Annotated in this window: 25 protein-coding genes; 17 read left to right on the top strand and 8 right to left on the bottom strand. The window is 65.5% G+C overall.

The window, feature by feature from the left end; genetic code table 11:
- Window positions 1–22: 22 nt before the first annotated feature.
- The 3 genes from ACK4HJ_RS01000 to ACK4HJ_RS00990 all read left to right on the top strand — a co-directional run bounded on the left by ACK4HJ_RS01000 (window position 23) and on the right by ACK4HJ_RS00990 (window position 2,369).
- On the top strand, window positions 23–640 hold the full coding sequence (locus ACK4HJ_RS01000) for an AAA family ATPase (RefSeq protein WP_409826877.1): 618 nt from the start codon (window positions 23–25) through the stop codon (window positions 638–640).
- A 116-nt stretch (window positions 641–756) separates the two neighbouring features.
- Window positions 757–1,221, top strand: coding sequence for a MaoC family dehydratase (locus ACK4HJ_RS00995; protein WP_409826875.1), 465 nt, complete (start codon window positions 757–759; stop codon window positions 1,219–1,221).
- Window positions 1,222–1,427: 206 nt separating this feature from the next.
- Window positions 1,428–2,369: a LysR family transcriptional regulator gene (locus tag ACK4HJ_RS00990; RefSeq protein WP_409826873.1), complete on the top strand. Its 942-nt coding sequence runs from the start codon at window positions 1,428–1,430 to the stop codon at window positions 2,367–2,369.
- 18 nt (window positions 2,370–2,387) lie between these two features.
- On the opposite strand, the gene trmL is transcribed toward ACK4HJ_RS00990, so the two are convergent.
- Window positions 2,388–2,915, bottom strand: a complete 528-nt coding sequence (trmL, locus tag ACK4HJ_RS00985; protein WP_409826871.1) for a tRNA (uridine(34)/cytosine(34)/5-carboxymethylaminomethyluridine(34)-2'-O)-methyltransferase TrmL — start codon at window positions 2,913–2,915, stop codon at window positions 2,388–2,390.
- 84 nt (window positions 2,916–2,999) lie between these two features.
- On the bottom strand, window positions 3,000–3,722 hold the full coding sequence (locus ACK4HJ_RS00980; protein WP_409826869.1) for a phosphoribosyltransferase family protein: 723 nt from the start codon (window positions 3,720–3,722) through the stop codon (window positions 3,000–3,002).
- Window positions 3,723–3,756: 34 nt separating this feature from the next.
- Here ACK4HJ_RS00980 and ACK4HJ_RS00975 point away from each other — a divergent pair, with 34 nt between their 5' ends.
- The 8 genes from ACK4HJ_RS00975 to ACK4HJ_RS00940 all read left to right on the top strand — a co-directional run bounded on the left by ACK4HJ_RS00975 (window position 3,757) and on the right by ACK4HJ_RS00940 (window position 10,144).
- A complete protein-coding gene (locus tag ACK4HJ_RS00975; protein ID WP_409827381.1) occupies window positions 3,757–4,659 on the top strand; it encodes a biotin synthase in 903 nt (300 codons plus the stop codon).
- Between the two features lie 156 nt (window positions 4,660–4,815).
- Window positions 4,816–5,292 carry a DUF2244 domain-containing protein gene (locus ACK4HJ_RS00970; RefSeq protein ID WP_409826868.1) on the top strand — a complete coding sequence of 159 codons (477 nt, stop codon included), beginning with the start codon at window positions 4,816–4,818 and terminating at the stop codon, window positions 5,290–5,292.
- Between the two features lie 58 nt (window positions 5,293–5,350).
- Window positions 5,351–6,520, top strand: coding sequence for a cytochrome c oxidase subunit II (coxB, locus tag ACK4HJ_RS00965; protein ID WP_409826866.1), 1,170 nt, complete (start codon window positions 5,351–5,353; stop codon window positions 6,518–6,520).
- Window positions 6,521–6,550: 30 nt separating this feature from the next.
- On the top strand, window positions 6,551–8,182 hold the full coding sequence (gene ctaD / locus ACK4HJ_RS00960) for a cytochrome c oxidase subunit I (protein ID WP_409826864.1): 1,632 nt from the start codon (window positions 6,551–6,553) through the stop codon (window positions 8,180–8,182).
- An 11-nt stretch (window positions 8,183–8,193) separates the two neighbouring features.
- On the top strand, window positions 8,194–8,304 hold the full coding sequence (locus ACK4HJ_RS00955) for a cytochrome oxidase small assembly protein (RefSeq protein WP_409826862.1): 111 nt from the start codon (window positions 8,194–8,196) through the stop codon (window positions 8,302–8,304).
- Window positions 8,305–8,322: 18 nt separating this feature from the next.
- Window positions 8,323–8,952 carry a cytochrome c oxidase assembly protein gene (locus ACK4HJ_RS00950; protein WP_409826860.1) on the top strand — a complete coding sequence of 210 codons (630 nt, stop codon included), beginning with the start codon at window positions 8,323–8,325 and terminating at the stop codon, window positions 8,950–8,952.
- Window positions 8,949–9,179, top strand: a complete 231-nt coding sequence (locus ACK4HJ_RS00945; RefSeq protein WP_409826859.1) for a DUF2970 domain-containing protein — start codon at window positions 8,949–8,951, stop codon at window positions 9,177–9,179. Before ACK4HJ_RS00950 ends, ACK4HJ_RS00945 begins: the two co-directional genes overlap by 4 nt.
- Window positions 9,180–9,262: 83 nt before the next feature.
- Window positions 9,263–10,144 (top strand): cytochrome c oxidase subunit 3, encoded by an 882-nt coding sequence (locus ACK4HJ_RS00940; RefSeq protein ID WP_409826857.1) that lies wholly within the window; start codon window positions 9,263–9,265, stop codon window positions 10,142–10,144.
- 109 nt (window positions 10,145–10,253) lie between these two features.
- Here ACK4HJ_RS00940 and ACK4HJ_RS00935 read toward each other — a convergent pair whose 3' ends face one another.
- Complete coding sequence (locus ACK4HJ_RS00935) at window positions 10,254–10,484, bottom strand: twin transmembrane helix small protein (RefSeq protein WP_409826855.1); 231 nt, start codon at window positions 10,482–10,484, stop codon at window positions 10,254–10,256.
- Between the two features lie 27 nt (window positions 10,485–10,511).
- Here ACK4HJ_RS00935 and ACK4HJ_RS00930 point away from each other — a divergent pair, with 27 nt between their 5' ends.
- The 5 genes from ACK4HJ_RS00930 to ACK4HJ_RS00910 are packed head-to-tail and all read left to right on the top strand — an operon-like array spanning window position 10,512 to window position 14,720.
- Entirely contained in the window at window positions 10,512–11,333 is an 822-nt protein-coding gene (locus tag ACK4HJ_RS00930) for an SURF1 family protein (protein ID WP_409827380.1), read from the top strand.
- Entirely contained in the window at window positions 11,275–12,018 is a 744-nt protein-coding gene (locus ACK4HJ_RS00925; RefSeq protein WP_409826853.1) for an SCO family protein, read from the top strand. Before ACK4HJ_RS00930 ends, ACK4HJ_RS00925 begins: the two co-directional genes overlap by 59 nt.
- On the top strand, window positions 12,018–13,205 hold the full coding sequence (locus ACK4HJ_RS00920; protein ID WP_409827378.1) for a COX15/CtaA family protein: 1,188 nt from the start codon (window positions 12,018–12,020) through the stop codon (window positions 13,203–13,205). The genes ACK4HJ_RS00925 and ACK4HJ_RS00920 overlap by 1 nt, the downstream gene beginning before the upstream one ends.
- The gene (gene cyoE, locus ACK4HJ_RS00915) at window positions 13,202–14,101 is read left to right on the top strand and encodes a heme o synthase (protein ID WP_409826852.1); all 900 of its coding nucleotides are present in this window, start codon (window positions 13,202–13,204) and stop codon (window positions 14,099–14,101) included. Before ACK4HJ_RS00920 ends, cyoE begins: the two co-directional genes overlap by 4 nt.
- Before the next feature lie 4 nt (window positions 14,102–14,105).
- Window positions 14,106–14,720, top strand: a complete 615-nt coding sequence (locus tag ACK4HJ_RS00910; protein WP_409826850.1) for an SCO family protein — start codon at window positions 14,106–14,108, stop codon at window positions 14,718–14,720.
- Window positions 14,721–14,824: 104 nt separating this feature from the next.
- On the opposite strand, the gene ACK4HJ_RS00905 is transcribed toward ACK4HJ_RS00910, so the two are convergent.
- Together ACK4HJ_RS00905 and rpoH are read right to left on the bottom strand one after the other, a co-directional pair.
- On the bottom strand, window positions 14,825–15,883 hold the full coding sequence (locus ACK4HJ_RS00905; RefSeq protein ID WP_409826848.1) for a Bug family tripartite tricarboxylate transporter substrate binding protein: 1,059 nt from the start codon (window positions 15,881–15,883) through the stop codon (window positions 14,825–14,827).
- 113 nt (window positions 15,884–15,996) lie between these two features.
- A complete protein-coding gene (rpoH, locus tag ACK4HJ_RS00900) occupies window positions 15,997–16,938 on the bottom strand; it encodes an RNA polymerase sigma factor RpoH (RefSeq protein WP_409826846.1) in 942 nt (313 codons plus the stop codon).
- Window positions 16,939–17,180: 242 nt separating this feature from the next.
- On the opposite strand from rpoH, the gene cutA reads away from it, so the two are divergent.
- Window positions 17,181–17,534, top strand: coding sequence for a divalent-cation tolerance protein CutA (cutA, locus tag ACK4HJ_RS00895; RefSeq protein ID WP_409826844.1), 354 nt, complete (start codon window positions 17,181–17,183; stop codon window positions 17,532–17,534).
- Here the strand turns inward: cutA and ACK4HJ_RS00890 are convergent.
- From ACK4HJ_RS00890 to ftsY, 3 genes are all read right to left on the bottom strand, one after another.
- Window positions 17,531–18,193 (bottom strand): putative bifunctional diguanylate cyclase/phosphodiesterase, encoded by a 663-nt coding sequence (locus tag ACK4HJ_RS00890; RefSeq protein WP_409826842.1) that lies wholly within the window; start codon window positions 18,191–18,193, stop codon window positions 17,531–17,533. The genes cutA and ACK4HJ_RS00890 overlap by 4 nt on opposite strands.
- On the bottom strand, window positions 18,136–20,211 hold the full coding sequence (locus ACK4HJ_RS00885) for a diguanylate cyclase domain-containing protein (protein ID WP_409826840.1): 2,076 nt from the start codon (window positions 20,209–20,211) through the stop codon (window positions 18,136–18,138). Before ACK4HJ_RS00885 ends, ACK4HJ_RS00890 begins: the two co-directional genes overlap by 58 nt.
- Before the next feature lie 99 nt (window positions 20,212–20,310).
- Entirely contained in the window at window positions 20,311–21,696 is a 1,386-nt protein-coding gene (gene ftsY / locus ACK4HJ_RS00880; RefSeq protein WP_409826838.1) for a signal recognition particle-docking protein FtsY, read from the bottom strand.
- Window positions 21,697–21,700 lie beyond the last annotated feature (4 nt).

Here is a 21,700-nt window from a genome sequence, read left to right as displayed (position 1 = left end):
CGTTGTTTCCAAGGAGCTTGTCATGCCAGTCGTTGTCGTAGCGAACCCCAAAGGCGGGGTAGGCAAATCCACGCTGTCCACCAACATCGCGGGCTACTTTGCGAGCCAGGGCCATCCGGTCATCCTGGGCGACACCGATCGGCAGGAATCTGCCCGGCTCTGGCTGGGCCTGCGCCCCCCGGCCGCGCGTGCGATTGGTGGCTGGGACACCAGCTCGGACGTGGTCAGCCGCCCGCCCAAGGGCACCACGCACGCTGTGCTGGACACGCCCGCCGGCCTGCACGGCTGGCGCCTGAACGACGTGCTCAAGCTGGCCGACAAGGTCATCGTGCCGCTGCAGCCCAGCGTGTTCGACATCTTCGCTACGCGCGCTTTTCTGGACCAGCTGGCCGAGCACCGCCGGGCTGAGGGCGTGCAGATCGGCATCGTTGGCATGAGGGTGGACGCGCGCACCAAGGCGGCCGAGCAACTGCACCATTTTGTGGACAGCCTGGGGTTTCCGGTGCTGGGCTATCTGCGCGACACGCAGAACTACGTGCACTTGGCGGCGCACGGCCTTACGCTGTTTGATGTGGCGCCAGGGCGCGTGGCGCGCGACCTGGAGCAGTGGCAGGCCATCTGCACCTGGCTCAACGACTGAAGCTAAAAAGCAAGCAAACAAGGACCGTGTGAAACAGCACTTGCCAGTACCCGTGAGAGAAATAGCCTGTCACCCTGCAGACAATGGCCCTGCTGGTGCGGCGCTACATTGGGCCGATGAAAATCTTCCGCTCCTATTCCGAAGTCAGCGCCTGCGTAGGCCAGGAGGTCGCCGTGACCGACTGGATCACCATCACGCAGGAACAGGTCAACCTGTTTGCCGAGGCCACGGGCGACCACCAGTGGATCCATGTGGACCCGGAGCGCGCCAAGGCCGGGCCGTTTGGCGCGCCCATTGCGCACGGCTTCCTCACGCTGTCGCTGATTCCCAAGTTCTTCGAAGCCGGCCTCACCATCGAAGGCGCGCGCATGGGCGTGAACTACGGCCTGAACAAGGTGCGCTTCACGGCGCCGGTGCCGGTGGGCAGCCGCTTGCGCGCGCGCCTTACGCTGCAGGCGGCCGAGCCCGTGGCGCCAGACGGCATGCAGATGACCTGGCTGGTGACCGTGGAGCGCGAGGGCAGCGACAAGCCCGTGTGCGTGGCCGAGTCGCTGGCGCGGAACTTCGGCGCTCCGGCGTAGCAGGACAACCTCCTGAGCGGCAGCGCCGCTCGGTGCCGCTGCCAGAAGCGACGGCTCTTCGGGCACGTCCATGCCTGCGCAGGCAGGCATGGGGCCGCGGCCCAGCTTGGACGGCCCTTGCGCGGCGGTCGCTGGCCTGCATCGCGCGTGTTTCACCGACTGCGTTCTCGCCAGACGTTCGTGTTTTTAGGCAGAAGGTCTGAACCATGGACCGCCTCCAAGCCATGAAGATCTTCGAGCGTGTGGTGGAAGAGGGCGGCTTTGCCGCCGCCGCCCGCGCCATGGACATGTCTCCCCCGGTAGTCACCCGCATGGTGGCCGAACTGGAGCAGCACCTGGGCACACGGCTGTTGCAGCGCACCACCCGCAAGCTTGCGCTCACGGATGCGGGCGACGCCTACCTGCAGCGCGTGCGCGCCATCCTGCACGAGATCGACGACGCCGAGGCTGCGGCTGCAGCCAGCACGCGCGACCTGCGCGGCACCATCCGCATCGTGGCGGCACCGGTGCTGGCCACCAACTTTCTGGCGCCCATGGTGGCGGTCTGGCATTCGCGCCATCCCAAGGTCATGCTGGACGTAAGCCTGGACGCCTATGCATCAAGCCGCGTGGACGAGTTCGATGTGACCATCATGGTGGCGGGCGAGGACTTCGATGCCAATATCGTGGCCCGCCCTTTGCTCAAAGGAGAGGCGATCGTAGTGGCCTCGCCTGACTATCTGGAACGCAAAGGCATTCCGCGCGTGCCACGGGACCTGGCGCACCATGACCACTTGCGCGACTCCAGCGCCCCTGTGCGTGCGCAGATGGGGGCGGGACGCAAGTTGCGCCTGCAGTCGTTGCAACCTGGCCTGCCCGACGAAGAGGTGGACGCGCCTGCAGTGCTGCAGTCGGTGAGTACCGAACTGCTGATGCGTGCCGCCGTTGACGGCATGGGGGTGGCAGTCACTTCGCGCCTGCTGGCGGAGGACCATCTGGCCAGGGGTGAGCTGGTGCATCTGCTGCCCAGCTGGATATTTTCTCGTTACACGATTTATGCGGCGTTGCCCTCCGGTCGCCTCCTGCCGGCGCGCACCAAGGTGTTCCTCGACTTCCTGACGGAGCAGGTCCCCATTGCGATGGCAGAGCAGCGCGCGCAACTGGCTTAAAGGGGCGGGGTGCGGCAGCTAGCCCAGCTGCGCGAAACCGCTGATGATGGTGCCCTCGGGCTCCACGGTCACTTCCCCGTCGGGCATGGCAAAGCTGTTTTGCCGCCAAGCTTCGAACACCGTCACCGCCACGGCGTTGGAGAGGTTCAGGCTGCGCTGCCCCGCCACCATGGGCAGACGCAACCGCTGCGCAGGCGGAAAGCTGTCGCGCAGTTCGGGCGGCAGGCCACGGGTTTCGGCGCCAAACACCAGCCAGTCGCCGGGGTAAAAGGCAGTGGAGTGCACGGGTTGAGAGCCGTGGGTGGTCATGGCGAACATGCGGGCGGAGTCGGGTTCGGCGTCGCGCAAAAAGGCAGTCCAGCCGGCGTGGCGCTGCACCTGGGCGTACTCGTGGTAGTCCAGCCCCGCCCGGCGCATCATCCGGTCCTCCATCGAGAACCCCAGGGGCTCGATGAGGTGCAGGGTGCAACCGGTGTTGGCCGCCAGCCGGATCACGTTGCCGGTATTCGGCGGGATCTCCGGTTCAACGAGGACGATATGGAACATGCTTGCTATTGTGATCGGCCGGATTGTGAGTTAAGCAACCGCTGGTAAACAAAAGTATTCCGCCCGGGCGGTTGGTGAGCCTGCTCAGTCCAGCGCGGTGCGTGCCAGCACGATGCCGGTGATGTGGGCTGCCCCCGCCTGCCGTAGCGGCATTGCGGCAGCCTCCAGCGTGGCGCCCGTGGTCATCACGTCATCCACCAGCACCACGCGCTGGCCGCGCAGGCCCGGCGCCAGGGCAGGCTCCACGGCAAAGGCCCCCTGCAGATTGCGCAGGCGCTGTGCGCGGGGCAGGCCGCTTTGGGCGTCGGTGCTGTGCAGGCGCAGCAGCGTGTGGGCGTCAGCCTGGGAGGTGGCGAGATGCTGTGCCAGCAAGGCCGACTGATTGAATCCCCTCGTGCGCAAGCGCTCCGCGGACAGCGGCACGGGCAGCACCCGGTCCGCGGCCGCAAGCGCGGGCCCCACCCCGGGCGTGCCGCGCAGGAGAGCCGCCAGCGTGTGGGCCCATCCCGGGTCGCCGCGAAACTTGAAGTCGGACAGCGCGCCGGCCCAGGGGTAGGCATAGTCCACGGCCGCCAGGCATGCGTCCAGCACGGGCGGTTTGCGCAGGCAGGCGCCGCATACGTCCACGCCCTCCGGCACGCGCACGGCACAGCGTTGGCAGCGCGCCGCAGGCTGCGCAAACCGGGCCACGCAGGCCTGGCACACCCGCTCTGCCGGCCAGGCGTGGCAGGCAGCGCACTGGCTGGGTATGCGTGCGGCCAGCGCAGGCAGAGGGCGGAAAATCCTTGGCAAGGCCTTGAAGAGCATGAATCAATATACTCGCGCGTCCCTCATTGCCGCCATGTCGTCCGAGCGTCCTCCCACCATTGATCCTGTTGCTGCGGCCCGCTGGCATGCGCGCGCCCCGGCGCTGTCCCCCTGGCTGCACGAAGAAGTGGCCCGCCGCATGGAGGACCGCCTGCAGTGGATTCGCACTGCGCCAGCAGTCTGGTGCGATTGGGACATGGTGCGCGGCGGTGTCGAAGGCCACGCGCTGGTCAGTACCCGCTATCGCAATGCGCGCACGCTGGTGCACGAAACAGCCCCGCATTGCGAGGCTGTGGCGCGCGACACGTTGGCAAAGCCCTGGTGGAGCCCATCGCGCTGGAGCGCCGCCAGTCCGCAGTTTGGCCCCCCGCCCGAAGCCAGTGTGCAAATGCTGTGGGCAAACATGGCGTTGCACACCGCAGCCGATCCGCAAGGCCTGATAGCCCGGTGGCACCGCGCGCTGGCCGTGGACGGCTACCTGATGTTCTCGTGCCTGGGCCCCGACACGCTGCGCGAACTGCGCGCCGTGTACGCTGATCTGGGCTGGCCGCCGGCGGGCCATGCGTTCACCGACATGCACGACTGGGGCGACATGCTGGTTCACGCCGGCTTTGCCGAGCCGGTGATGGACATGGAGCGCATCACGCTCACGTTTGCCACGCCTGAGCGCCTGATTCAGGAGCTGCGCGAGCTGGGCTGCAACCTGCACCCTGATCGCTTTCCCTCATTGCGCGGACGGCGCTGGCGCGAGATGCTCTATCAAGCGCTGACGGACCGGCTGGGTGATGCCACCCACGGCGGTCAGTTGGCGCTGACTTTTGAAATCATCTACGGCCATGCATTCAAGCCCGCGCCGCGCGTGCGCGTCAGCGAAAGCAGTGCCGTGTCGCTTCAGGATATGCGCGCCATGTTGCGCAAGGGCGGCAAAGAGAACTAACCTGTTACCTGCTGTCAATGACATGGAACAAGGCACGCTACAATTCCAGGTTATTGAGAGTTTGGTTTGGGCATCTTCCCGTGCAACTTTGCGGGCCGCGCCTGTTGTGCCAATGCATGGCAAAGGGTGCAGCCGGCAGCCTTGTGAGCACTTCCGGTGACGGGCTTGATTTTTCGTTTTGCCACGGTGTCAGGTCAGCGAATTGACTGGCGTCTGGTCCGCAATTGTTCGGTCACGCCGACACAACTGGGCTGGATCTATCTGTCGCTGTGCGTGGTCTCCCTGGGTATTGCGACAGGTTTCTGGATGTTGGGTGCCCGTCTGGTCATGCCATTCGCATGGTTGGAGATAGTGGCAGTCGGGATTGCATTCGCCATGTACGGTCGCCATGCGGCGGATGGCGAGAGGATTTCATTGCAGGGCTCGCGCCTTGTGGTGGAGTTGGAGACAGCAGGCAAACTGCAACGCGCCGAGTTTGACCGGAGCCGGGTTCGAGTCGAACCCAAGACCGGAGACCGTTCGCTGATCACGTTGTCTGCACAGGGCCGATCTGTGGAAGTGGGGCGCTACGTGCGCCCCGAACTTCGACCGGCCCTGGCATCGGAGATCCGCATGGCCTTGCGCGCAGCCTGACCCCACGCAGGCGCGCCAAGGGATTGGTTAAATTGAGGCTTAGAAGTAAGTGAGAACTATGAAGAGCATTTCCAACAAGCTGGCTTCTCTGCTGCTGATTGCCGGTGCATGGGTGGGCTCCGCGGCCCATGCTGTCCAGGACCTGCCTGGCGGCCCTGCAGTCAACCAGCTGAACCTGCATCCGCCGGTCACGAAAATTGCTGAAGAGCAGCATTTCCTGCACTGGATGATGCTGATCATCTGCACGGTGATCTTTGTTGCAGTGTTCTCCGTAATGTTCTATTCCATTTGGAAGCATCGCCGATCCAAGGGCGCCAAGTCGGCCAACTTCCACGAGTCCGTCACGGTGGAAGTGGTGTGGACGGTGGTGCCGTTCATCATCGTGATCCTTATGGCGCTGCCCGCCACCAAGGTGCTTGTAGCCCAGAAAGACACCACCAACGCCGACCTCACCATCAAGACCACGGGTTACCAGTGGAAGTGGGGCTATGACTACATCACCGGTGAAGGCGAGGGCATTGCCTTCCTCTCCACGCTGGACAGCAATCACCGCGTCATGTCCGACAGCGGTAATGTCAAGGACGCACCCACCGACTACCTGCTCAAGGTCGACAACCCCATGGTGGTGCCCGTGGGCAAGAAGATCCGCATCATCACGACCGCCAATGACGTGATCCACGCCTTCATGGTGCCGGCCTTCGGCATCAAGCAAGACGCGATTCCTGGCTTCGTGCGCGATACTTGGTTCCGTGCCGAAAAGATTGGCGACTACTACGGTCAGTGCGCCGAACTGTGCGGCAAGGAGCATGCCTACATGCCTATCCATGTGAAAGTGGTGTCTGCCGAGGACTACACGGCGTGGGTTGGCGAGCAAAAGAAGCTGGCCGCGGCCAAGTTGGACGACCCCAGCAAGGTCTGGGCGCTGGACGACCTCGTGAAGCGCGGCGAAAAGGTGTACGCCGCCAACTGCGCGGCCTGCCACCAGGCCAATGGCAAGGGCGCCGGCCCCATCAAGGCGCTGGACGCCTCGGCCGTGGTGCTGGACGCCGACCACGCCAAGCAGATCCAGATTCTGCTCAAGGGTGCTGCCAACGGTGCCATGCCCGCCTGGGCGCAACTGAGCGACACTGACATCGCTGCGGTGGCCACCTACACCAAGAATGCGTGGTCCAACAAGACCGGCCAGCTGGTGCAGCCCGCCGAAATCGTGGCCCAGCGTGGCAAGTAATCACCGCCCCAACGTATTGAGGAATCGAACATGAGCGCAGTTCTGGACAACCACGGTCACGCGGGCGACCACGCACACGATGATCACGGCCACCATGGCCCCACTGGCTGGCGCCGCTGGGTGTATGCCACCAACCATAAGGACATCGGTACGCTGTACCTGCTGTTCTCCTTCACCATGCTGATGATCGGCGGCATCCTGGCGCTGCTGATTCGCGCCGAGCTGTTTCAGCCCGGCCTGCAGATCGTGAACCCCGAGCTGTTCAACCAGCTCACCACCATGCACGGCCTGATCATGGTGTTCGGCGCCATCATGCCGGCCTTTGTGGGCTTCGCGAACTGGATGATCCCGCTGCAGATCGGCGCATCCGACATGGCGTTTGCGCGCATGAACAACTTTAGCTTCTGGCTGATGATTCCTGCGGCCATCATGCTCGTGGCATCGTTCTTCATGCCCGGTGGCGCACCCGCCGCCGGCTGGACGCTGTATGCCCCGCTGACGCTGCAGATGGGTCCCTCCATGGACGCCGGCATCTTTGCGATGCACATCCTGGGTGCCTCGTCCATCATGGGCTCGATCAACATCATCGTGACCATCCTCAACATGCGCGCCCCCGGCATGACGCTGATGAAGATGCCCATGTTCGCCTGGACCTGGCTCATCACGGCCTACCTGCTGATCGCCGTGATGCCCGTGCTGGCTGGCGCGATCACCATGACGCTGACGGATCGCCACTTCGGCACCAGCTTCTTCAACCCCGCAGGCGGTGGTGACCCGGTGATGTATCAGCACATCTTCTGGTTCTTCGGCCACCCCGAGGTGTACATCATGATCTTGCCGGCCTTCGGCATCATCAGCCAGATCGTGCCCGCCTTTGCGCGCAAGAAGCTGTTCGGTTACGCCTCCATGGTGTATGCCACGTCTTCCATCGCCATTCTGTCGTTCATCGTGTGGGCCCACCACATGTTCACGACCGGCATGCCTGTGACCGGCCAGCTGTTCTTCATGTACGCCACCATGCTGATCTCCGTGCCCACGGCTGTGAAGATCTTCAACTGGATCGCCACGATGTGGCGTGGCTCCATGACGTTTGAGACCCCCATGCTGTTTGCGGTGGGCTTCATCTTCGTGTTCACCATGGGTGGTTTCACCGGCCTGATCCTGGCCATGGCACCCATCGACATCCAGTTGCAAGACACCTACTACGTCGTGGCCCACTTCCACTATGTGCTGGTGGCCGGTTCGCTGTTCTCCATGTTCGCTGGCGTGTACTACTGGCTGCCCAAGTGGACTGGCGTGATGTACTCCGAAGCCCGTGGCCAGATCCACTTCTGGGGCTCGCTGATCACCTTCAACATCACGTTCTTCCCGATGCACTTCCTGGGCCTGGCCGGCATGCCCCGCCGCTATGCCGACTACCCCATGCAGTTCGCTGACTTCAATGCAATTGCTTCCGTGGGTGCATTCGGCTTCGGTCTGATGCAGGTGTATTTCTTCCTGGCCGTTATCGTGCCCGCCATGCGTGGCAAGGGTGAAAAGGCCGCTGCCAAACCATGGGATGGTGCCGAGGGCCTGGAATGGGAAGTCCCATCCCCTGCGCCTTTCCACACCTTTGAGAACCCACCCAAGCTGGACGCCACGGCCACCCGTGTGATCGGCTGAGGATTGATGGCATGACACCCGAGCAAAAAAAGAGCAACCTGCGGATGGCGCTGATCCTGGCGTCGATTGCGGCGGTGTTCTTCGTCGGGTTCATGGCCAAGGTGTTCTTTCTCTCCCGCTGAGCTGAGGCCCCACCTGCCATGAGCCTGCGCCGCGAAAACGCCAAGATGGTCGGCAAGCTGGTCGTGATTGCGGCTGGCATGTTCGCCTTCGGCTATGTGCTGATTCCCATCTACAAGCACATTTGTGAGATGACGGGCATCAACATCCTGTCGCTCTCCGAGCGGCAGGTGCCGGGCAACGGCGTGGCGGGTAGAGATGTCAAGGTGCCCGCCAATACGCAGGTGGACAGGAGCCGGACCATCACGGTCGAATTCGACGCCAACGCGCGCGGTCCCTGGGACTTCAAGCCCGCGCAGCGCTCGGTGCAGGTGCACCCCGGCGAGCTGACGACGGTGATGTACGAGTTCCAGAACATCCAGAACCGCCGCATGGCCGCACAGGCGATCCCTAGCTACGCGCCCCGCCAGGCTGCGGCACATTTCAACAAGCTGGAGTGCTTCTGCTTCAACCAGTATGTACTCGAGCCCGGCGAGAAGAAAGAATGGCCCGTGGCCTTCGTGATCGACCCGCGTCTGTCGAAGGACGTGACCACGATCACGCTGTCGTATACCTTCTTTGAAGTGGGTGGCAAGACGCCGGTTGCGCCGGAGTCCACCGCGGTCGCGCCCACCGAACGCGCCATCATGGTGAATGGAGCCGGCACATGACCCGCTCGCCCGCCGATGATCCTGCAATGACCAAGCCGCACCAGCGCAAAGGCTCACTACTGCGCACGGTTCGTGCGGTGGCGTGGTCGCTGGTGGGCTTGCGCAAGGGCAGCGAGTACCAGAAAGATGTGGAAAGCCTCAACCCGCTGCATATCATCGTGGTGGGGCTGGTGGCGGTTTTTCTGCTGGTGGTCGGCCTGATCGGGCTGGTCAACTGGGTGGTGTGAGGTTGGGAAACGGCCAGGCATACAGACAGACAGACGTAGCCAAACAACGCTGAAAACAAAAGATTTGAGATTCAGGAGCTGAAATGAGTGCATCAACCCACGGCGGAACCCCTTACTACTACGTGCCGGCCGAGTCGCGCCATCCGGTGATGGCGGCCGCCGGCCTGTTCTTTGTCATCCTGGGCGCTGGCCAGTGGATCAACGGGCACGACTGGGGCAAGTATTCCCTGGCTTTGGGCCTGGTGTGGTGGCTGTTCACGCTGTACCAGTGGTTTGGCGATGCCGTGCGTGAGAGCGAAGGCGGCCTGTATGGGCACAAGATCGAGCTCTCCTACCGCTGGAGCATGAGCTGGTTCATCTTCTCCGAAGTGATGTTCTTCGGTGCGTTCTTCACGGCCCTGTGGTGGGCTCGGTCGCACTCGGTGCCTGCACTAGGCAGCCTGGACAACGCGTTGCTCTGGCCCGACTTCAAAGCCGTGTGGCCCAGCGTGGTGGCTGGCGCCACCGCGTCGCCCGCAGGCATCGTGGAGCCATTCCAGACTGTGGGCCCCTTCTGGCTGCCAACCATCAACACGGCGTTGCTGCTGACGTCGGGCGTGACCCTGACCATTGCCCACCACGCCCTGCGCGAAAACCACCGAGGCAAGACCATCGCCTTCATGTGGGCCACGGTACTGCTGGGCTTTGTCTTCCTGCTGGTGCAGGGCTATGAGTACTACCACCTCTACACCGACTTGAACCTCAAGCTCAACTCGGGCGTGTTCGGCTCCACCTTCTTCATGCTGACCGGTTTCCACGGCTTCCATGTGTTCCTGGGCATGCTCATGCTGCTGGTGATCACGCTGCGCCTGCAGAAGGGGCACTTCACGGCTGACAAGCATTTCGGCTTTGAAGGCGCGGCCTGGTACTGGCACTTTGTGGACGTGGTGTGGCTGGGCCTGTACGTGCTGGTGTACTGGATGTAACCGACCCCTCGGCATCAACAAAAAAGCGCCGCCAGGCGCTTTTTTGTTGCGTGTGGCGAGCGCAAGGGGCGGGCGTGGCGTACTCGCGTCAGCGCTGCTGGCTGAACGCTTAGCGGGACGCCGGCAGTCCCGTGGGCTGGATGTAGCCCAGTTGCCAGGCGACCAGAATGCACAGGAACAGTACGATGGACAGCCCAACGCGCACCGCCAGGGCCCGGGCCATGTGGCTGCCCTTGGCCTTGTCGTCCGTGTCGCTTTTGCCCCTGCGCATCATGAAGAACAGGGCGGAGCCCAAGCTGGCCAGGATGCCGATGAACGCCAACACAACGAGATATTTCATGGAGCGCATTATCCCGTGAGCCCATCCATACCCCCGTCTGCTTCCCGTGTGGGACTGCGGTTCTGGCTGATCACCGCGGCGGCGCTGGCCGCCATGGCCATCACCGCGTCCCTGGGCCGCTGGCAGCTGTCGCGCGCCGCTGAAAAGCAGGCGCTGCAGGCCACGCTGGACACGCGGACGCGCCTGCCTGCGGTGGGCGCAGACGAGCTGTTGGAGGCTGCGAAGGAGCAGCAAGGGCCAATGGGTGCGCCGCCTACCGATGCGGAGGTCTCACCACACGCCCCCAATCTCGTGCACCGTCAGGTCAGCTTGGAAGGGCACTGGCTCGCGGACCACACGGTGTTTCTGGACAACCGCCAGATGCAGGGCCGGCCCGGCTTCTTCGTGCTCACGCCGCTGCAGTTGCAGGGGCGGGCCGACGTGGTGATGGTGCAGCGCGGATGGATACCGCGCAATTTTCAGGACCGCACGCAACTGCCCCCGGTGTCCACTCCCGTGGGGCCGGTGCGCGTGCAGGGCCGGGTGGCGGCTGCACCGTCGCGGCTGTACGAGTTCCAGGGGGGCCACAGCGCAGAGGGGTCTTCGCGCATCCGGCAAAATCTCGACCTGGCAGCTTTTCGCGCCGAGACAGGGCTGGCGCTTTCCAGCCTGACGGTGCTGCAGACCGACCCCGCAGGCCCGACCGGCGATGGCCTGCTCCGCGACTGGCCCGTGGTGGGTGCAGGCGTCGACAAACACTACGGTTACGCATTTCAATGGTTCGGGCTCTGCGGCCTGATTGCACTTCTTTATGTCTGGTTCCAAATCGTCCGACGGTTCATTCGCCCGCGCAGCCAGCCTGCCGCCTGAAGCGCAGGCAGACCACCCGCTGGGACTGACAGTGCACACCCTGCCGTCCGCAGGCGATGCGGTGGCGTCCGCCCAGCGCACCCGCCATGGGCGCTGGAAGATGCTGGCGGTTCTGGCCGTGTGCGCCGCGCCGGTGATCGCTTCGTACTTCACCTACTACGTCATTCGGCCCGAAGGCCGGCGCAACTACGGCGAGCTCATCGACCCGCAGCGCACCCTGCCGGAGCGGACCGCCACCGCGCTTGACGGCTCGGCGGTGCCGCTGTCGTCCCTCAAGGGCCAGTGGCTGTTGGTGAGCGTGGGCGGGGGTGCCTGCGATGCCACCTGCCAAAAGCACCTGTACCTGCAACGCCAGCTGCGCGAGAGCCTCGGTAGAGAAAAAGACCGCCTCGATTGGGTCTGGCTGGTGAACGACTCGGCTACGCCCCCCCCAGCCTTGGCCACGGCCGTGCAAAAGGCCACGGTGCTGCGGATGGACCCGGCCGATCTGGCAGGTTGGCTCACTCCTGCGGCGGGCCACGCCCTGCCAGACCACCTCTATGTGGTGGACCCGATGGGCAACTGGATGATGCGGTTTCCGGCCGCCATGGACTCTGGCGGCGCGGCCAAGGCCAAACGCGATCTGGAGCGCCTCCTGCGCGCCTCGTCCTCGTGGGACGAGGCCGGCCGGCCTGCAAAGCCATGATGGAAAGTACCCAGCCTCTTTACGACCTGGCACCGCTCGCGCGGCTCATGCTGCTGGGCGTGGTCATCGCCCTCGGGCCGCTGGCCTGGGTGTGGCTGCGCAACCGCCGCAGCTCGCCGGTGCGACGCCTGCAGGCGCTCACCGTGCTCACGCTGTTTCTCACCTTCGACCTGGTGCTGTTTGGCGCCTTCACGCGCCTGACCGATTCCGGCCTGGGCTGCCCCGACTGGCCGGGCTGCTACGGCAGCGCCAGCCCCGTGGGCGCCCGCGCTGAAATCGCCGCCGCCCAGGAGGCAATGCCCACCGGCCCGGTCACACACAGCAAGGCCTGGGTGGAGATGATCCACCGCTACCTGGCCACTGGCGTGGGCGTGCTCATCATCGTGATCACGGTGTCGTCGTGGGTGCAGCATCGCCGCGCGCGCCAGGCCGGGGCCGACGAGGCGCCGCCCATCAGCCCCTGGTGGCCCACCTTCACGCTGTTCTGGGTGTGCCTGCAGGGAGCGTTTGGTGCCCTCACGGTCACCATGAAGCTCTTCCCCGCCATCGTCACGCTGCACCTGATCGGCGGGCTGGTGTTGCTGGGGCTGCTGTGCGTGCAGGCCGTGCGGCACAGTCACTGGGCGCAGGGCCGCCAACCGGTGCGCATTGCGCCCGCACTGCGTGCCGGCATGGTCTGGACGGGCGTGCTGGTGGCTGCGCAGGTGGTGCTGGGTGGCTGGGTCAGCACCAACTATGCCGTGCTGGCCTGCACCACCTTCCCCACCTGCCAGGGCAGCTGGTGGCCGCCCATGGACTTCGGGCAGGGTTTTCAGGTGTGGCGCCAACTGGGCATGCTGCAGGACGGCAGCCACATCAGTTTCGCTGGCCTCACAGCCATTCACTACACGCACCGCCTCATGGCCTATGTGGTGCTCGCGGCACTGCTCGCGCTGGTGTGGCGGCTGCGCCGCGCCGCCGTGCTGCAGGCGCAGGCTGCCTGGCTGCTGGCGCTCACGGCGGCGCAACTGGTGACAGGCCTGTCCAACGTGGTGCTGGGCTGGCCGCTGGTAGCCGCGGTGCTTCACACCGGCGGTGCTGCGGCCATGGTAGTGGTGCTGACCTGGGCCCTGGTGGCCAGCCGCACCGCCGCCAAGTCGCCCCGAGAGATTTCCGCGCCGACCGGCGCATCGAGAGTATCCGCATGAGTGTTGCCCCCGCCCTGGTTGTCCCGCCGTCGCGCTTGCGGCAGTTCTACGCGCTGACCAAGCCGCGCGTGGTGCAGCTCATCGTGTTCTGCGCACTGATTGGCATGGTGCTCGCGGTGCCCGGCCTCCCGACTACAGCCCAGTTGGGCCTGATGGCACTGGCCTGTGTGGGCGTGTGGCTGGTGGCGGGTGCCGCCGCCGCGTTCAACTGCATCGTGGAGCAGGGCATCGACGCCAAAATGAAGCGCACCGCATGGCGCCCCACGGCCAAAGGCGAGCTGTCCAATGCGCAGACCCTGCTGTTCTCGGCCGTGCTGTGTGGCGCGGGTTCGGCCCTGCTGTACTTCGCCGTCAACCCGCTCACCATGTGGCTCACCTTCGCCACGTTCGTCGGCTACGCAGTGGTCTACACCGTGATCCTCAAGCCCCTCACGCCGCAGAACATCGTGATCGGTGGGGCGTCCGGCGCCATGCCGCCCGTGCTGGGCTGGGCCGCGATGACGAACGACGTGGGGCCCGAGGCGCTGATCCTGTTCCTCATCATCTTCCTGTGGACGCCCCCGCACTTCTGGGCGCTGGCGCTGTACCGCGTGGAGGACTACCGCAAGTCCGGCCTGCCCATGCTGCCTGTCACGCATGGCAACGAGTTCACGCGGCTGCAGGTTTTTCTGTACACCCTCATTCTGTTTGCCGGCTGCCTGATGCCATTTGTTTATGGCATGAGCTCATGGATCTACTTGGCTGCGGCCGTGGTGCTGAGCGCCGGCTTTTGCGGCTACGGCTTTGCGCTGTGGCGCAACTACTCGGACGCGCTGGCCCGCAAGACCTTCCGCTTTTCACTCATCCACCTGAGCGTGCTGTTTGCGGCGCTGCTGGTGGACCACTACGTGTACTGATCCCATGCTGAACAAAAGAAATGCTCTGAAAACGATAGCTGTCAGCGCTTTATCCATAAGCGCTACAGGCATTTTTAGTGCTTGTACCGAGAAAAAGGCCGAATTCCGCGGCGTGGACATCACGGGCGCCGAGTACGCGCGCGATCTGCCGCTCACCGACCACAACGGCCAGCAGCGCCACATCAAGGACTTCGCCGGCAAGGTGGTGGTGGTGTTCTTCGGCTTCACGCAGTGCCCGGACGTGTGCCCCACCTCCATGCAGGAGCTGGCCGAGGTCAAACAGATCCTGGGCAAGGATGGCGACCGCCTGCAGGGCATCTTCGTGACGGTGGACCCGGAACGCGACACGCCCGAAGTGCTCAAGGCCTACATGGCGAACTTCGACCCCAGCTTTCTGGCCTTGCGCGGGTCGCCAGAGCAGCTTGCCGCCGTCGCCAAGGACTTCAAGATCTACTACAAGAAGGTCGAAGGCAAGACACCCACCAGCTACACCATGGACCACTCCGCAGGCAGCTACGTGTACGACACCGCCGGGCGGTTGCGTGTGTACAACCGCTACGGCAGCGGCGCGCAGGCGCTGGCGGCGGACGTGAAGGTGCTGCTGGCCGAAGCTGGCTGAGCAACGCGGCGGGGGCACGCCCCGCACCCGAAACAAAAAACCCGGATCAGGTCCATGGACCGGGCCCGGATTCACTGCCTGGCGGCGCAAGGCGCCGCCAGGGCTTATTCCGCCTTGATGCCGCGCATCGCGATCACGCCGCCCAGCAGGCTGGTGTCGGCCTTGATGCGGTTGGCCAAGCCTTCTGGCGACGTACCGGCCACCTGCCAGCCTTGCTGGAACAGCTTCCCACGCACATCCTGGCTGCGGGCTATCTCGCCGATCAGCGCCGCCAGCTTGGCCTGAATGGGCTTGGGCATGGTGGACGGCGCGGCAAAGGCGTTCCAGATCTCCAGGTCAAACCCGCGGATACCTGCCTCGGACAGGCTCGGGATGTCGGGCGCCAGCGGGCTGCGGCCGGCGGACGTGACGCCGATCGCTCGCAGCTTTCCGGCGCGCACCTGCGCCTGCGCCAGTGCCGGCGGCATCAGCGCCATTTGCAGCTGGCCGCCCAGCATCGCATTGGCGACCTGGGGGTAGCCGGGGTACGGCACATGCACGGGGTTGATGTTGCTGCGGGACTTGAGCAGCTCGGTGCCGATGTGGCCCACGGTGCCCACGCCGGGCGTGCCATAGCTCCACTTGTCGCCAGCGTTGCGGGCGGCCACAAAAAAGTCGCGCGCATCGGTGTTGGCGGGCACGCCGGGCTGGCTTACGGGCGCCGTCAGCACCAGGGGCGACGTGCCGATCAGGCTCAGCGGGGCCAGGTCCTTGAGGGGGTCGTAGGGCACGGCCGGGTTCAGCAGCTTGGCAATCGTCATGTTGCCGTTGATCATCAGGCCGATGGTGTGGTCGTCGCGGGCCTTGGCCACGGCGTCAGCGCCGATGTTGCCGCCTGCACCCACCCTGTTCTCCACGATCACGGGCTGGCCCAGCGCCTTGGACAGTGGCTCCGAGAAGGTGCGGGCCGTCAGGTCGGGCGACGTGCCGGCCGGGAAGCCCACGATGATCTTGAGCGGCTTGGTGGGCCAGGCCTGCGCGGCGGTGGTGGCTGCCGCACCGGCGGCCGGGCGCGCGTTGTTCTGCGCCAGGGCCCATGGGGACGCGGCTGCCAGCGCAACCAGCACGGCGGCGCGGCGCGAGAGGTTGCGGGAGGTCGAACGGGGGGACGACGGACGGGGCATGGATGGATCTCCTCCAAAAATGTACGGGCCAAAATGAAGCAGGCCCCAGAGTTGGGGCCTGCACGGCAACTTCTGCACAAGGAGGGATATTAACGCGCCCCCGCGCCGCCTCGTCAGGCGTACTCAGCCAGCGCCTTCTTCATCTTCTTCATCGCGGCCACTTCGATCTGGCGAATGCGCTCGGCGCTCACGCCGTACACGGCCGCCAGCTCGTGCAGCGTCATGCCGCCGCTGCCATCGTCGTTGACCTTGAGCCAGCGCTCTTCCACGATGCGACGGCTGCGATCGTCCAGGCTGTCCAGCGCCGTGGCAATGCCGTCGGTGGCGAGCGAATCCCGCTGGCGCGACTCGATCATGGCCGTCGGTTCGTGCGAGGCATCGGCCAGGTAGGCGATGGGGCCAAAGGCCTGTTCACCGTCGTCTGACGGCGCTGGGTCCAGCAGCACATCGCCACCCGACATGCGGGTTTCCATCTCGATCACTTCTTCGCGCTTCACGTTCAGCTGCGCAGCCACGGCGTCGATCTCGTGATCCGACAGCGTGTCGCGGTGCGTGGCGGCATCAGCTGCTGCTGCGTCGGCCTTGAAGCCCTGTTTCATCGAGCGCAGGTTGAAGAACAGCTTGCGCTGGGCCTTGGTGGTGGCCACCTTGACCATGCGCCAGTTCTTCAGAATGTATTCGTGGATCTCGGCCTTGATCCAGTGCATGGCGTAGCTCACCAGGCGCACGCCCTGGTCGGGGTCGAAGCGCTTGACGGCCTTCATCAGGCCCACGTTGCCTTCCTGGATAAGGTCGCCATGGGGCAGGCCATAGCCCAGGTATTGGCGGGAAATGGACACCACCAGGCGCAGGTGCGACATCACCAGCCGCCCTGCGGCGTCCAGGTCGTGCGAATCCTTGAGTTGGCGTGCGTAGGTCTGCTCTTCTTCGTGGGTGAGCAGGGGCAGGCGGTTGACGGCTGAGATGTAGGCGTCCAGATTGCCCAGCGGGGGCACCAGCGCCCAGGGGTTGGCGGGCGCCAGCGTGGTCGTTGCGGTTCCAGATTGAATGTTCATTCCGGGAATCCTTTCCTCTAAGCCGTGAATATTAGCACTCTCTGTGATTGAGTGCTAAGGACGGAGTTCCCTGGTATCTGTAGGACAAATCACCGGGAAAATATTGATTAAAAATAGGTTCTAGCGCTTTGTGGGTATGCGCTGACAGCTATAAAAATCATAGTTTTCCTGGGCGTTCTTTCTATGGCCTTGCGTCACTCCCTGTGGCAGACTGCGCAGCCCACAGCCTTCGGGAGCAGCGCATGACCGAGCCCACCGCCGTCCGCGAGATCCATTTGGTCACCACCACCGTGGCCACCGAAGCCGAAGCCCGTCGGCTGGCGCAGGCGGTGCTGCAGGCGCGGCTGGCGGCTTGCGTGCAGGTGGAGCCCATCACCGCGTACTTTCGCTGGCAGGGCGCCTTGCAGGAGGACCGCGAGGTGCGCGTGGTCTGCAAGACCATGCCCAGAGCGGTGCCAGCCCTGCTGGCGCTGGTTCGGGCGCAGCACCCCTACACGCTGCCGCAACTGGTGGTGCAGCCCGTGCAGGCTTCTGCCGAATACGGCGGATGGGTGGACGCGCAAATGGCGGATGCGGCGGTGGCGTTGCACGCTTAAGCCGCGCCCGGCGCTCCGCGGGCAGGCGCCGTGCGGGCCATCTGCTCAAAGTCCGCCAGCGGCAGCGGCCGTCCAAAGAGGTAGCCCTGAAACGTGCGGCAGCCATGGGTGCGCAAGAAGTCCAGGTGCGCCTCGGTCTCCACACCCTCGGCAATCACGTCCAGCCCCAGGCTGTCTGCCAGCGCGATGATGGACCGCGCGATGGCCGCGTCGCTCGGGTCCAGCAGCACGTCGCGCACAAAGCCCTGGTCGATCTTGATCTGGTCCAGCGGCAGGCGCTTGAGGTAGCTCAGCGACGAATAGCCCGTGCCGAAGTCGTCCAGCGAGAAGCCCAGCCCATGCGTGCGCAGGGCCAGCAGTGTGGTAACCACGTGGTCCACGTTGTCCAGCAGCAGGCTCTCGGTCAGCTCCAGCTTGATGCGCGCGGGCTCGGCGCCGGTGTGGAGCAAGGCCTGTCGCACCTGCTGCACAAAATCGTCCTGCAGAAACTGGCGGGCGCTCACGTTGATGGACAGGCCCAGGTGCGCCAGGGACGGGTCCAGCCGCCACTGGGCTTGCTGGCGCAGCGCGGTTTCCATCACCCAGCGCCCCAGCGGCAGGATCAGTCCCGTCTCCTCGGCCAGCGGGATGAATTCCGACGGCGGAACCACGCCTTGCACGGGGTGCTGCCAGCGCACCAGCGCACCAGCGCCTCGGCGGCCACCACGCGGCCTTCGGCGTCCACCTGTGGCTGGTAGAGCAGCAGAAACTGCGATTGCCGCAGACCGTTGTGCAGCTCGGCCTCCAGAAGCGCGCGGCGGTTCACGGCCTGCTGCATGTCGGGGTCGAAGAAGCGCAGCGTGTTGCGGCCGGCGTCCTTTGCACGGTACATGGCCATGTCGGCCTGCTTGAGCACTTCATCCACCGTGTCGCTGTGGTCGCGCAGCAGCGTCACGCCGATGCTGGCTGTGAAGTGGTGTTCATGGCCCGCCAGGTCATAGGGCTGGCGCAACTGCGCCAGAAGCAGCTCGCCCAGCGTGCGGGTCAGGGCGGCGGCTTCGGACGGGTCGCCGCTCAGGTTTTGCAGCACCACCACAAATTCGTCGCCGCCCAGGCGCGCCACGGTGTCCTGCTCACGCACGCAGTCGCGCAGGCGCCGCGCCACCTCCGTGAGCAGCAGGTCGCCGACCTCGTGGCCGCGCGAATCGTTCAGCGTCTTGAAGTTGTCCAGGTCCACAAACAGCACGGCCACCGTGAGGCCGGAGCGGGCGCTGTTTGCCAGCACCTGCTGCAGCCGGTCCACCAGCAGCCGGCGGTTGGGCAGCTGGGTGAGCGCGTCGTAGAACGCGAGGTAGCGCGCCTCTTCCTCAGCCGCCTTGCGGCCGGAGATGTCGATGTCGATGCAGAACATCTCGGGCGGGTGGCCGGGAACGTGGATGTAGGCATGGCTGGAAAACACATGCACCAGCGACCCGTCCTTGCGCTGCAGCTGCAGCTCGCCCGCGGGGATCACCTCGCCCGTGGCAAACATGTGCTCGACATGTGTGCGCACCGCATCGCGCATGGGCGGCGGGATGATGAGCTCCAGCAGGTTGCTTCCCAGGGCCTCCTCGGCGGGGTAGCCGTACAGCTGCTCGGACGCCTTGTTCCAGTAGCTCGTGGTGCCGTCGCGCAAGTAGCCCTGCACGGAGATGGACGGGATGTTGCGCAGCAGCGACCGGAAGCGCAGCTCCGACTCGCGCAGCGCGCTCTCGGCCTGCCTGCGTTGCGTGCAGTCGCGCGCGAGAAAGACGACGGCTGCCTGGCCGCCCACGCGCGCAGCCAGCGGCTGGGCGCGCCCTTCAAAGTGCCGCAGGCCCGCGCGTGTGGTGATCTCGTACTCGATGCTGTGGGTCTGGCCCGACCGCAGCGTGTCGCGGATCAGTGCCATGAACCGCTCTGCCTGGTCGTGCGGCAGCACGTCGTGCAGGCGCTTGCCGACGAGCTGGCTGGCGCTGGCCACCAGGGCGTCGTCGTCAGGCGACAGCACCTCCACATAGCGGCCGTTGGCGTCCAGCACCAGCAGGACGTCGGGGATGGCGTGCGTGATGGCGTGCAGCCGCGCTGCCGTGTCCTTGAGCGCCACCTCCGTGGCCAGGCGCGCCTCCACGTCGCGCAGCAGCAGGCCCAGCACCACCGTAGCGGGGGTGAAGGTGAGCAGAAAGGGCAGCGCCAGGGTTTCGTTGACGCGCACTACGGTCGCCGGGGGCAGCAACTGGAACAGCCCGATCACGGCCGTGTGCAGCAGCAGTCCAAAAAACGCCAGCGGCAGGGGCTCAACACCCAGCCATCCGCGGGCGCGCCCCTCGCGATACGCCAGGCCCATCACCGTGCATAGCGTGATCACCATCACGCCCACCTCCATCCCCGCGCCACCCAGCCACAGCCGGCCCGCAATGGCCATGGCAGCAGCAATGCCGGCCACCACGGGTCCGCCAAACAGGCCCGCCATGCTGAGCACGACCGAGCGCGCGTCGAAGATGACGCCCGGCATCAGCACCACCGGCGTCAGCATGCCCACCACGCAGATGCCGCCGAACAGGATGCCCGAAAACACCTGTCCCACGCGCGGGCGCTGGCGCCACACGCGGATGTTGACCCCGTGCAGAAAGCACAGGGCCAGCAGCAGTGCCACGCCTTTGACGAGTTCGATGAACATGGGCCTTTCGGTACGGGGCGGTCCGAAAGGCCATCATGGGGGAATTGCCCGATTCCGTAAATGTGAAATTCGCGGGGGGGCGGGGCAGGGCCCCGGTGACTATGCGAGCAACGCTTGGGCGAACTCGCGCGCGTTGAAGGTTTCCAGGTCTTCCAGCTTCTCGCCCACGCCGATGAAATACACCGGCACGGGGCGCTCCTGCGCAATGGCGGCCAGCACGCCGCCCTTGGCCGTGCCGTCCAGCTTGGTCACGATCAGGCCGGTAAGCTGCAGCGCGTCGTCAAACGCGCGCACCTGGGCCAGCGCGTTCTGGCCGGTGTTGCCGTCGATAACCAGCAGCACCTCGTGTGGGGCCGTGGCGTCGGCCTTGGTCACCACGCGGCGGATCTTCTTCAGCTCTTCCATCAGATGCAGCTGCGTGGGAAGGCGGCCCGCCGTGTCCACCAGCACCACATCCTTGCTGCGCGCCTTGCCGGCCGTCACGGCGTCAAAGCTCACGGCGGCAGGGTCGCCGCCTTCCTGGCTCACGATCTCCACCGTGTTTCGGTCCGCCCAGACACCGAGCTGCTCGCGCGCAGCGGCGCGGAAGGTATCGGCGGCGGCCAGCAGCACGGCCGCGCCTTCATCCGCGAGGTGCTTGGTGAGCTTGCCGATGGAGGTGGTCTTGCCCGCGCCGTTGACGCCCGCCACCATGATCACGGTGGGCGTGTATTCGCCAATGACCAGTGGCTTCTCCAGCGGGCGCAGCAGGTCGGCCAGCGCGTCGGCCAGCAGGCCCTTCACGGCGGCGGGGTCGGTGGCCTTGGCTTCCTTCACGCGGCGTTTCAGGTCGGCCAGCAGGTGGGTGGTGGCCTTCACGCCGGTGTCGGCCATGAGCAGGGCTTCTTCCAGCTCTTCATACAGCGCGTCGTCGATCTGCGTGCCGGTGAAGACGGTGGTGATGCTGGTGCCCGTCTTGCGCAGGCCGCTTTTCAGGCGGTCCAGCCAGCCCTTGCGTTCGGGGGCGGGCGCGGTGGCCGGCGCGGCCGAGACCGGAGCGGCCGCCGGGACCGGCGCGGCAGGCATGGGCGCATGTACGGGGGGCAGCGTCACCGGCGTGGCTACGTAGGGCGCCGGTGCCGGGCCGGGTGCGGGTGTAACGGGGGCTGGCGCAGGAGGCGTGGCGGGAGCCACGGGCACAGGTGCAGGCGCAGCGACAGGCGCGGACACCGAAGCGGGGACGGATGCGGGGACGGATGCGGGGACTGGGAGCGCCGCCGGTGCCGGGGGCGGCTCCGCCACAGGCGCGGGCTCGGCGGGTTTGGTGCCAAACGGATTCTTCAGCCAGCCAAAGGCCGAGGGTGCCGGTGCTGCGGCTGCAGGAGGCAGGGCTGCAGGTGCCTGGGGCGCGCGTGCGGCAGGGGGGGCCTCGGGCGTCAACGGGGGGGCGGTGTCCGGGGCCGGGGTGGTCTCGGGGGTGGGCTTTTTCTTGAAAAAACTGAACATTGGC

Source organism: Acidovorax sp. (assembly GCF_046294525.1).
Taxonomy (GTDB): domain Bacteria; phylum Pseudomonadota; class Gammaproteobacteria; order Burkholderiales; family Burkholderiaceae_C; genus Acidovorax.
Note: the sequence above shows the minus strand (reverse complement) of the source record. Positions and strands in the feature narration are given on the sequence as shown.

Excerpts from the sequence above, each read along its gene's own strand:
- ACK4HJ_RS01000 (WP_409826877.1), top strand. The coding sequence starts at position 23 with ATGCCAGTCGTTGTCGTAGCGAACCCCAAAGGCGGGGTAGGCAAATCC.
- ACK4HJ_RS00995 (WP_409826875.1), top strand. The coding sequence starts at position 757 with ATGAAAATCTTCCGCTCCTATTCCGAAGTCAGCGCCTGCGTAGGCCAG.
- ACK4HJ_RS00990 (WP_409826873.1), top strand. The coding sequence starts at position 1,428 with ATGGACCGCCTCCAAGCCATGAAGATCTTCGAGCGTGTGGTGGAAGAG.
- trmL (WP_409826871.1), bottom strand. The coding sequence starts at position 2,915 with ATGTTCCATATCGTCCTCGTTGAACCGGAGATCCCGCCGAATACCGGC.
- ACK4HJ_RS00980 (WP_409826869.1), bottom strand. The coding sequence starts at position 3,722 with ATGCTCTTCAAGGCCTTGCCAAGGATTTTCCGCCCTCTGCCTGCGCTG.
- ACK4HJ_RS00975 (WP_409827381.1), top strand. The coding sequence starts at position 3,757 with ATGTCGTCCGAGCGTCCTCCCACCATTGATCCTGTTGCTGCGGCCCGC.
- coxB (WP_409826866.1), top strand. The coding sequence starts at position 5,351 with ATGAAGAGCATTTCCAACAAGCTGGCTTCTCTGCTGCTGATTGCCGGT.
- ctaD (WP_409826864.1), top strand. The coding sequence starts at position 6,551 with ATGAGCGCAGTTCTGGACAACCACGGTCACGCGGGCGACCACGCACAC.
- ACK4HJ_RS00955 (WP_409826862.1), top strand. The coding sequence starts at position 8,194 with ATGACACCCGAGCAAAAAAAGAGCAACCTGCGGATGGCGCTGATCCTG.
- ACK4HJ_RS00950 (WP_409826860.1), top strand. The coding sequence starts at position 8,323 with ATGAGCCTGCGCCGCGAAAACGCCAAGATGGTCGGCAAGCTGGTCGTG.
- ACK4HJ_RS00945 (WP_409826859.1), top strand. The coding sequence starts at position 8,949 with ATGACCCGCTCGCCCGCCGATGATCCTGCAATGACCAAGCCGCACCAG.
- ACK4HJ_RS00940 (WP_409826857.1), top strand. The coding sequence starts at position 9,263 with ATGAGTGCATCAACCCACGGCGGAACCCCTTACTACTACGTGCCGGCC.
- ACK4HJ_RS00935 (WP_409826855.1), bottom strand. The coding sequence starts at position 10,484 with ATGAAATATCTCGTTGTGTTGGCGTTCATCGGCATCCTGGCCAGCTTG.
- ACK4HJ_RS00925 (WP_409826853.1), top strand. The coding sequence starts at position 11,275 with ATGTCTGGTTCCAAATCGTCCGACGGTTCATTCGCCCGCGCAGCCAGC.
- ACK4HJ_RS00920 (WP_409827378.1), top strand. The coding sequence starts at position 12,018 with ATGGAAAGTACCCAGCCTCTTTACGACCTGGCACCGCTCGCGCGGCTC.
- cyoE (WP_409826852.1), top strand. The coding sequence starts at position 13,202 with ATGAGTGTTGCCCCCGCCCTGGTTGTCCCGCCGTCGCGCTTGCGGCAG.
- ACK4HJ_RS00910 (WP_409826850.1), top strand. The coding sequence starts at position 14,106 with ATGCTGAACAAAAGAAATGCTCTGAAAACGATAGCTGTCAGCGCTTTA.
- ACK4HJ_RS00905 (WP_409826848.1), bottom strand. The coding sequence starts at position 15,883 with ATGCCCCGTCCGTCGTCCCCCCGTTCGACCTCCCGCAACCTCTCGCGC.
- rpoH (WP_409826846.1), bottom strand. The coding sequence starts at position 16,938 with ATGAACATTCAATCTGGAACCGCAACGACCACGCTGGCGCCCGCCAAC.
- cutA (WP_409826844.1), top strand. The coding sequence starts at position 17,181 with ATGACCGAGCCCACCGCCGTCCGCGAGATCCATTTGGTCACCACCACC.
- ACK4HJ_RS00885 (WP_409826840.1), bottom strand. The coding sequence starts at position 20,211 with ATGTTCATCGAACTCGTCAAAGGCGTGGCACTGCTGCTGGCCCTGTGC.
- ftsY (WP_409826838.1), bottom strand. The coding sequence starts at position 21,696 with ATGTTCAGTTTTTTCAAGAAAAAGCCCACCCCCGAGACCACCCCGGCC.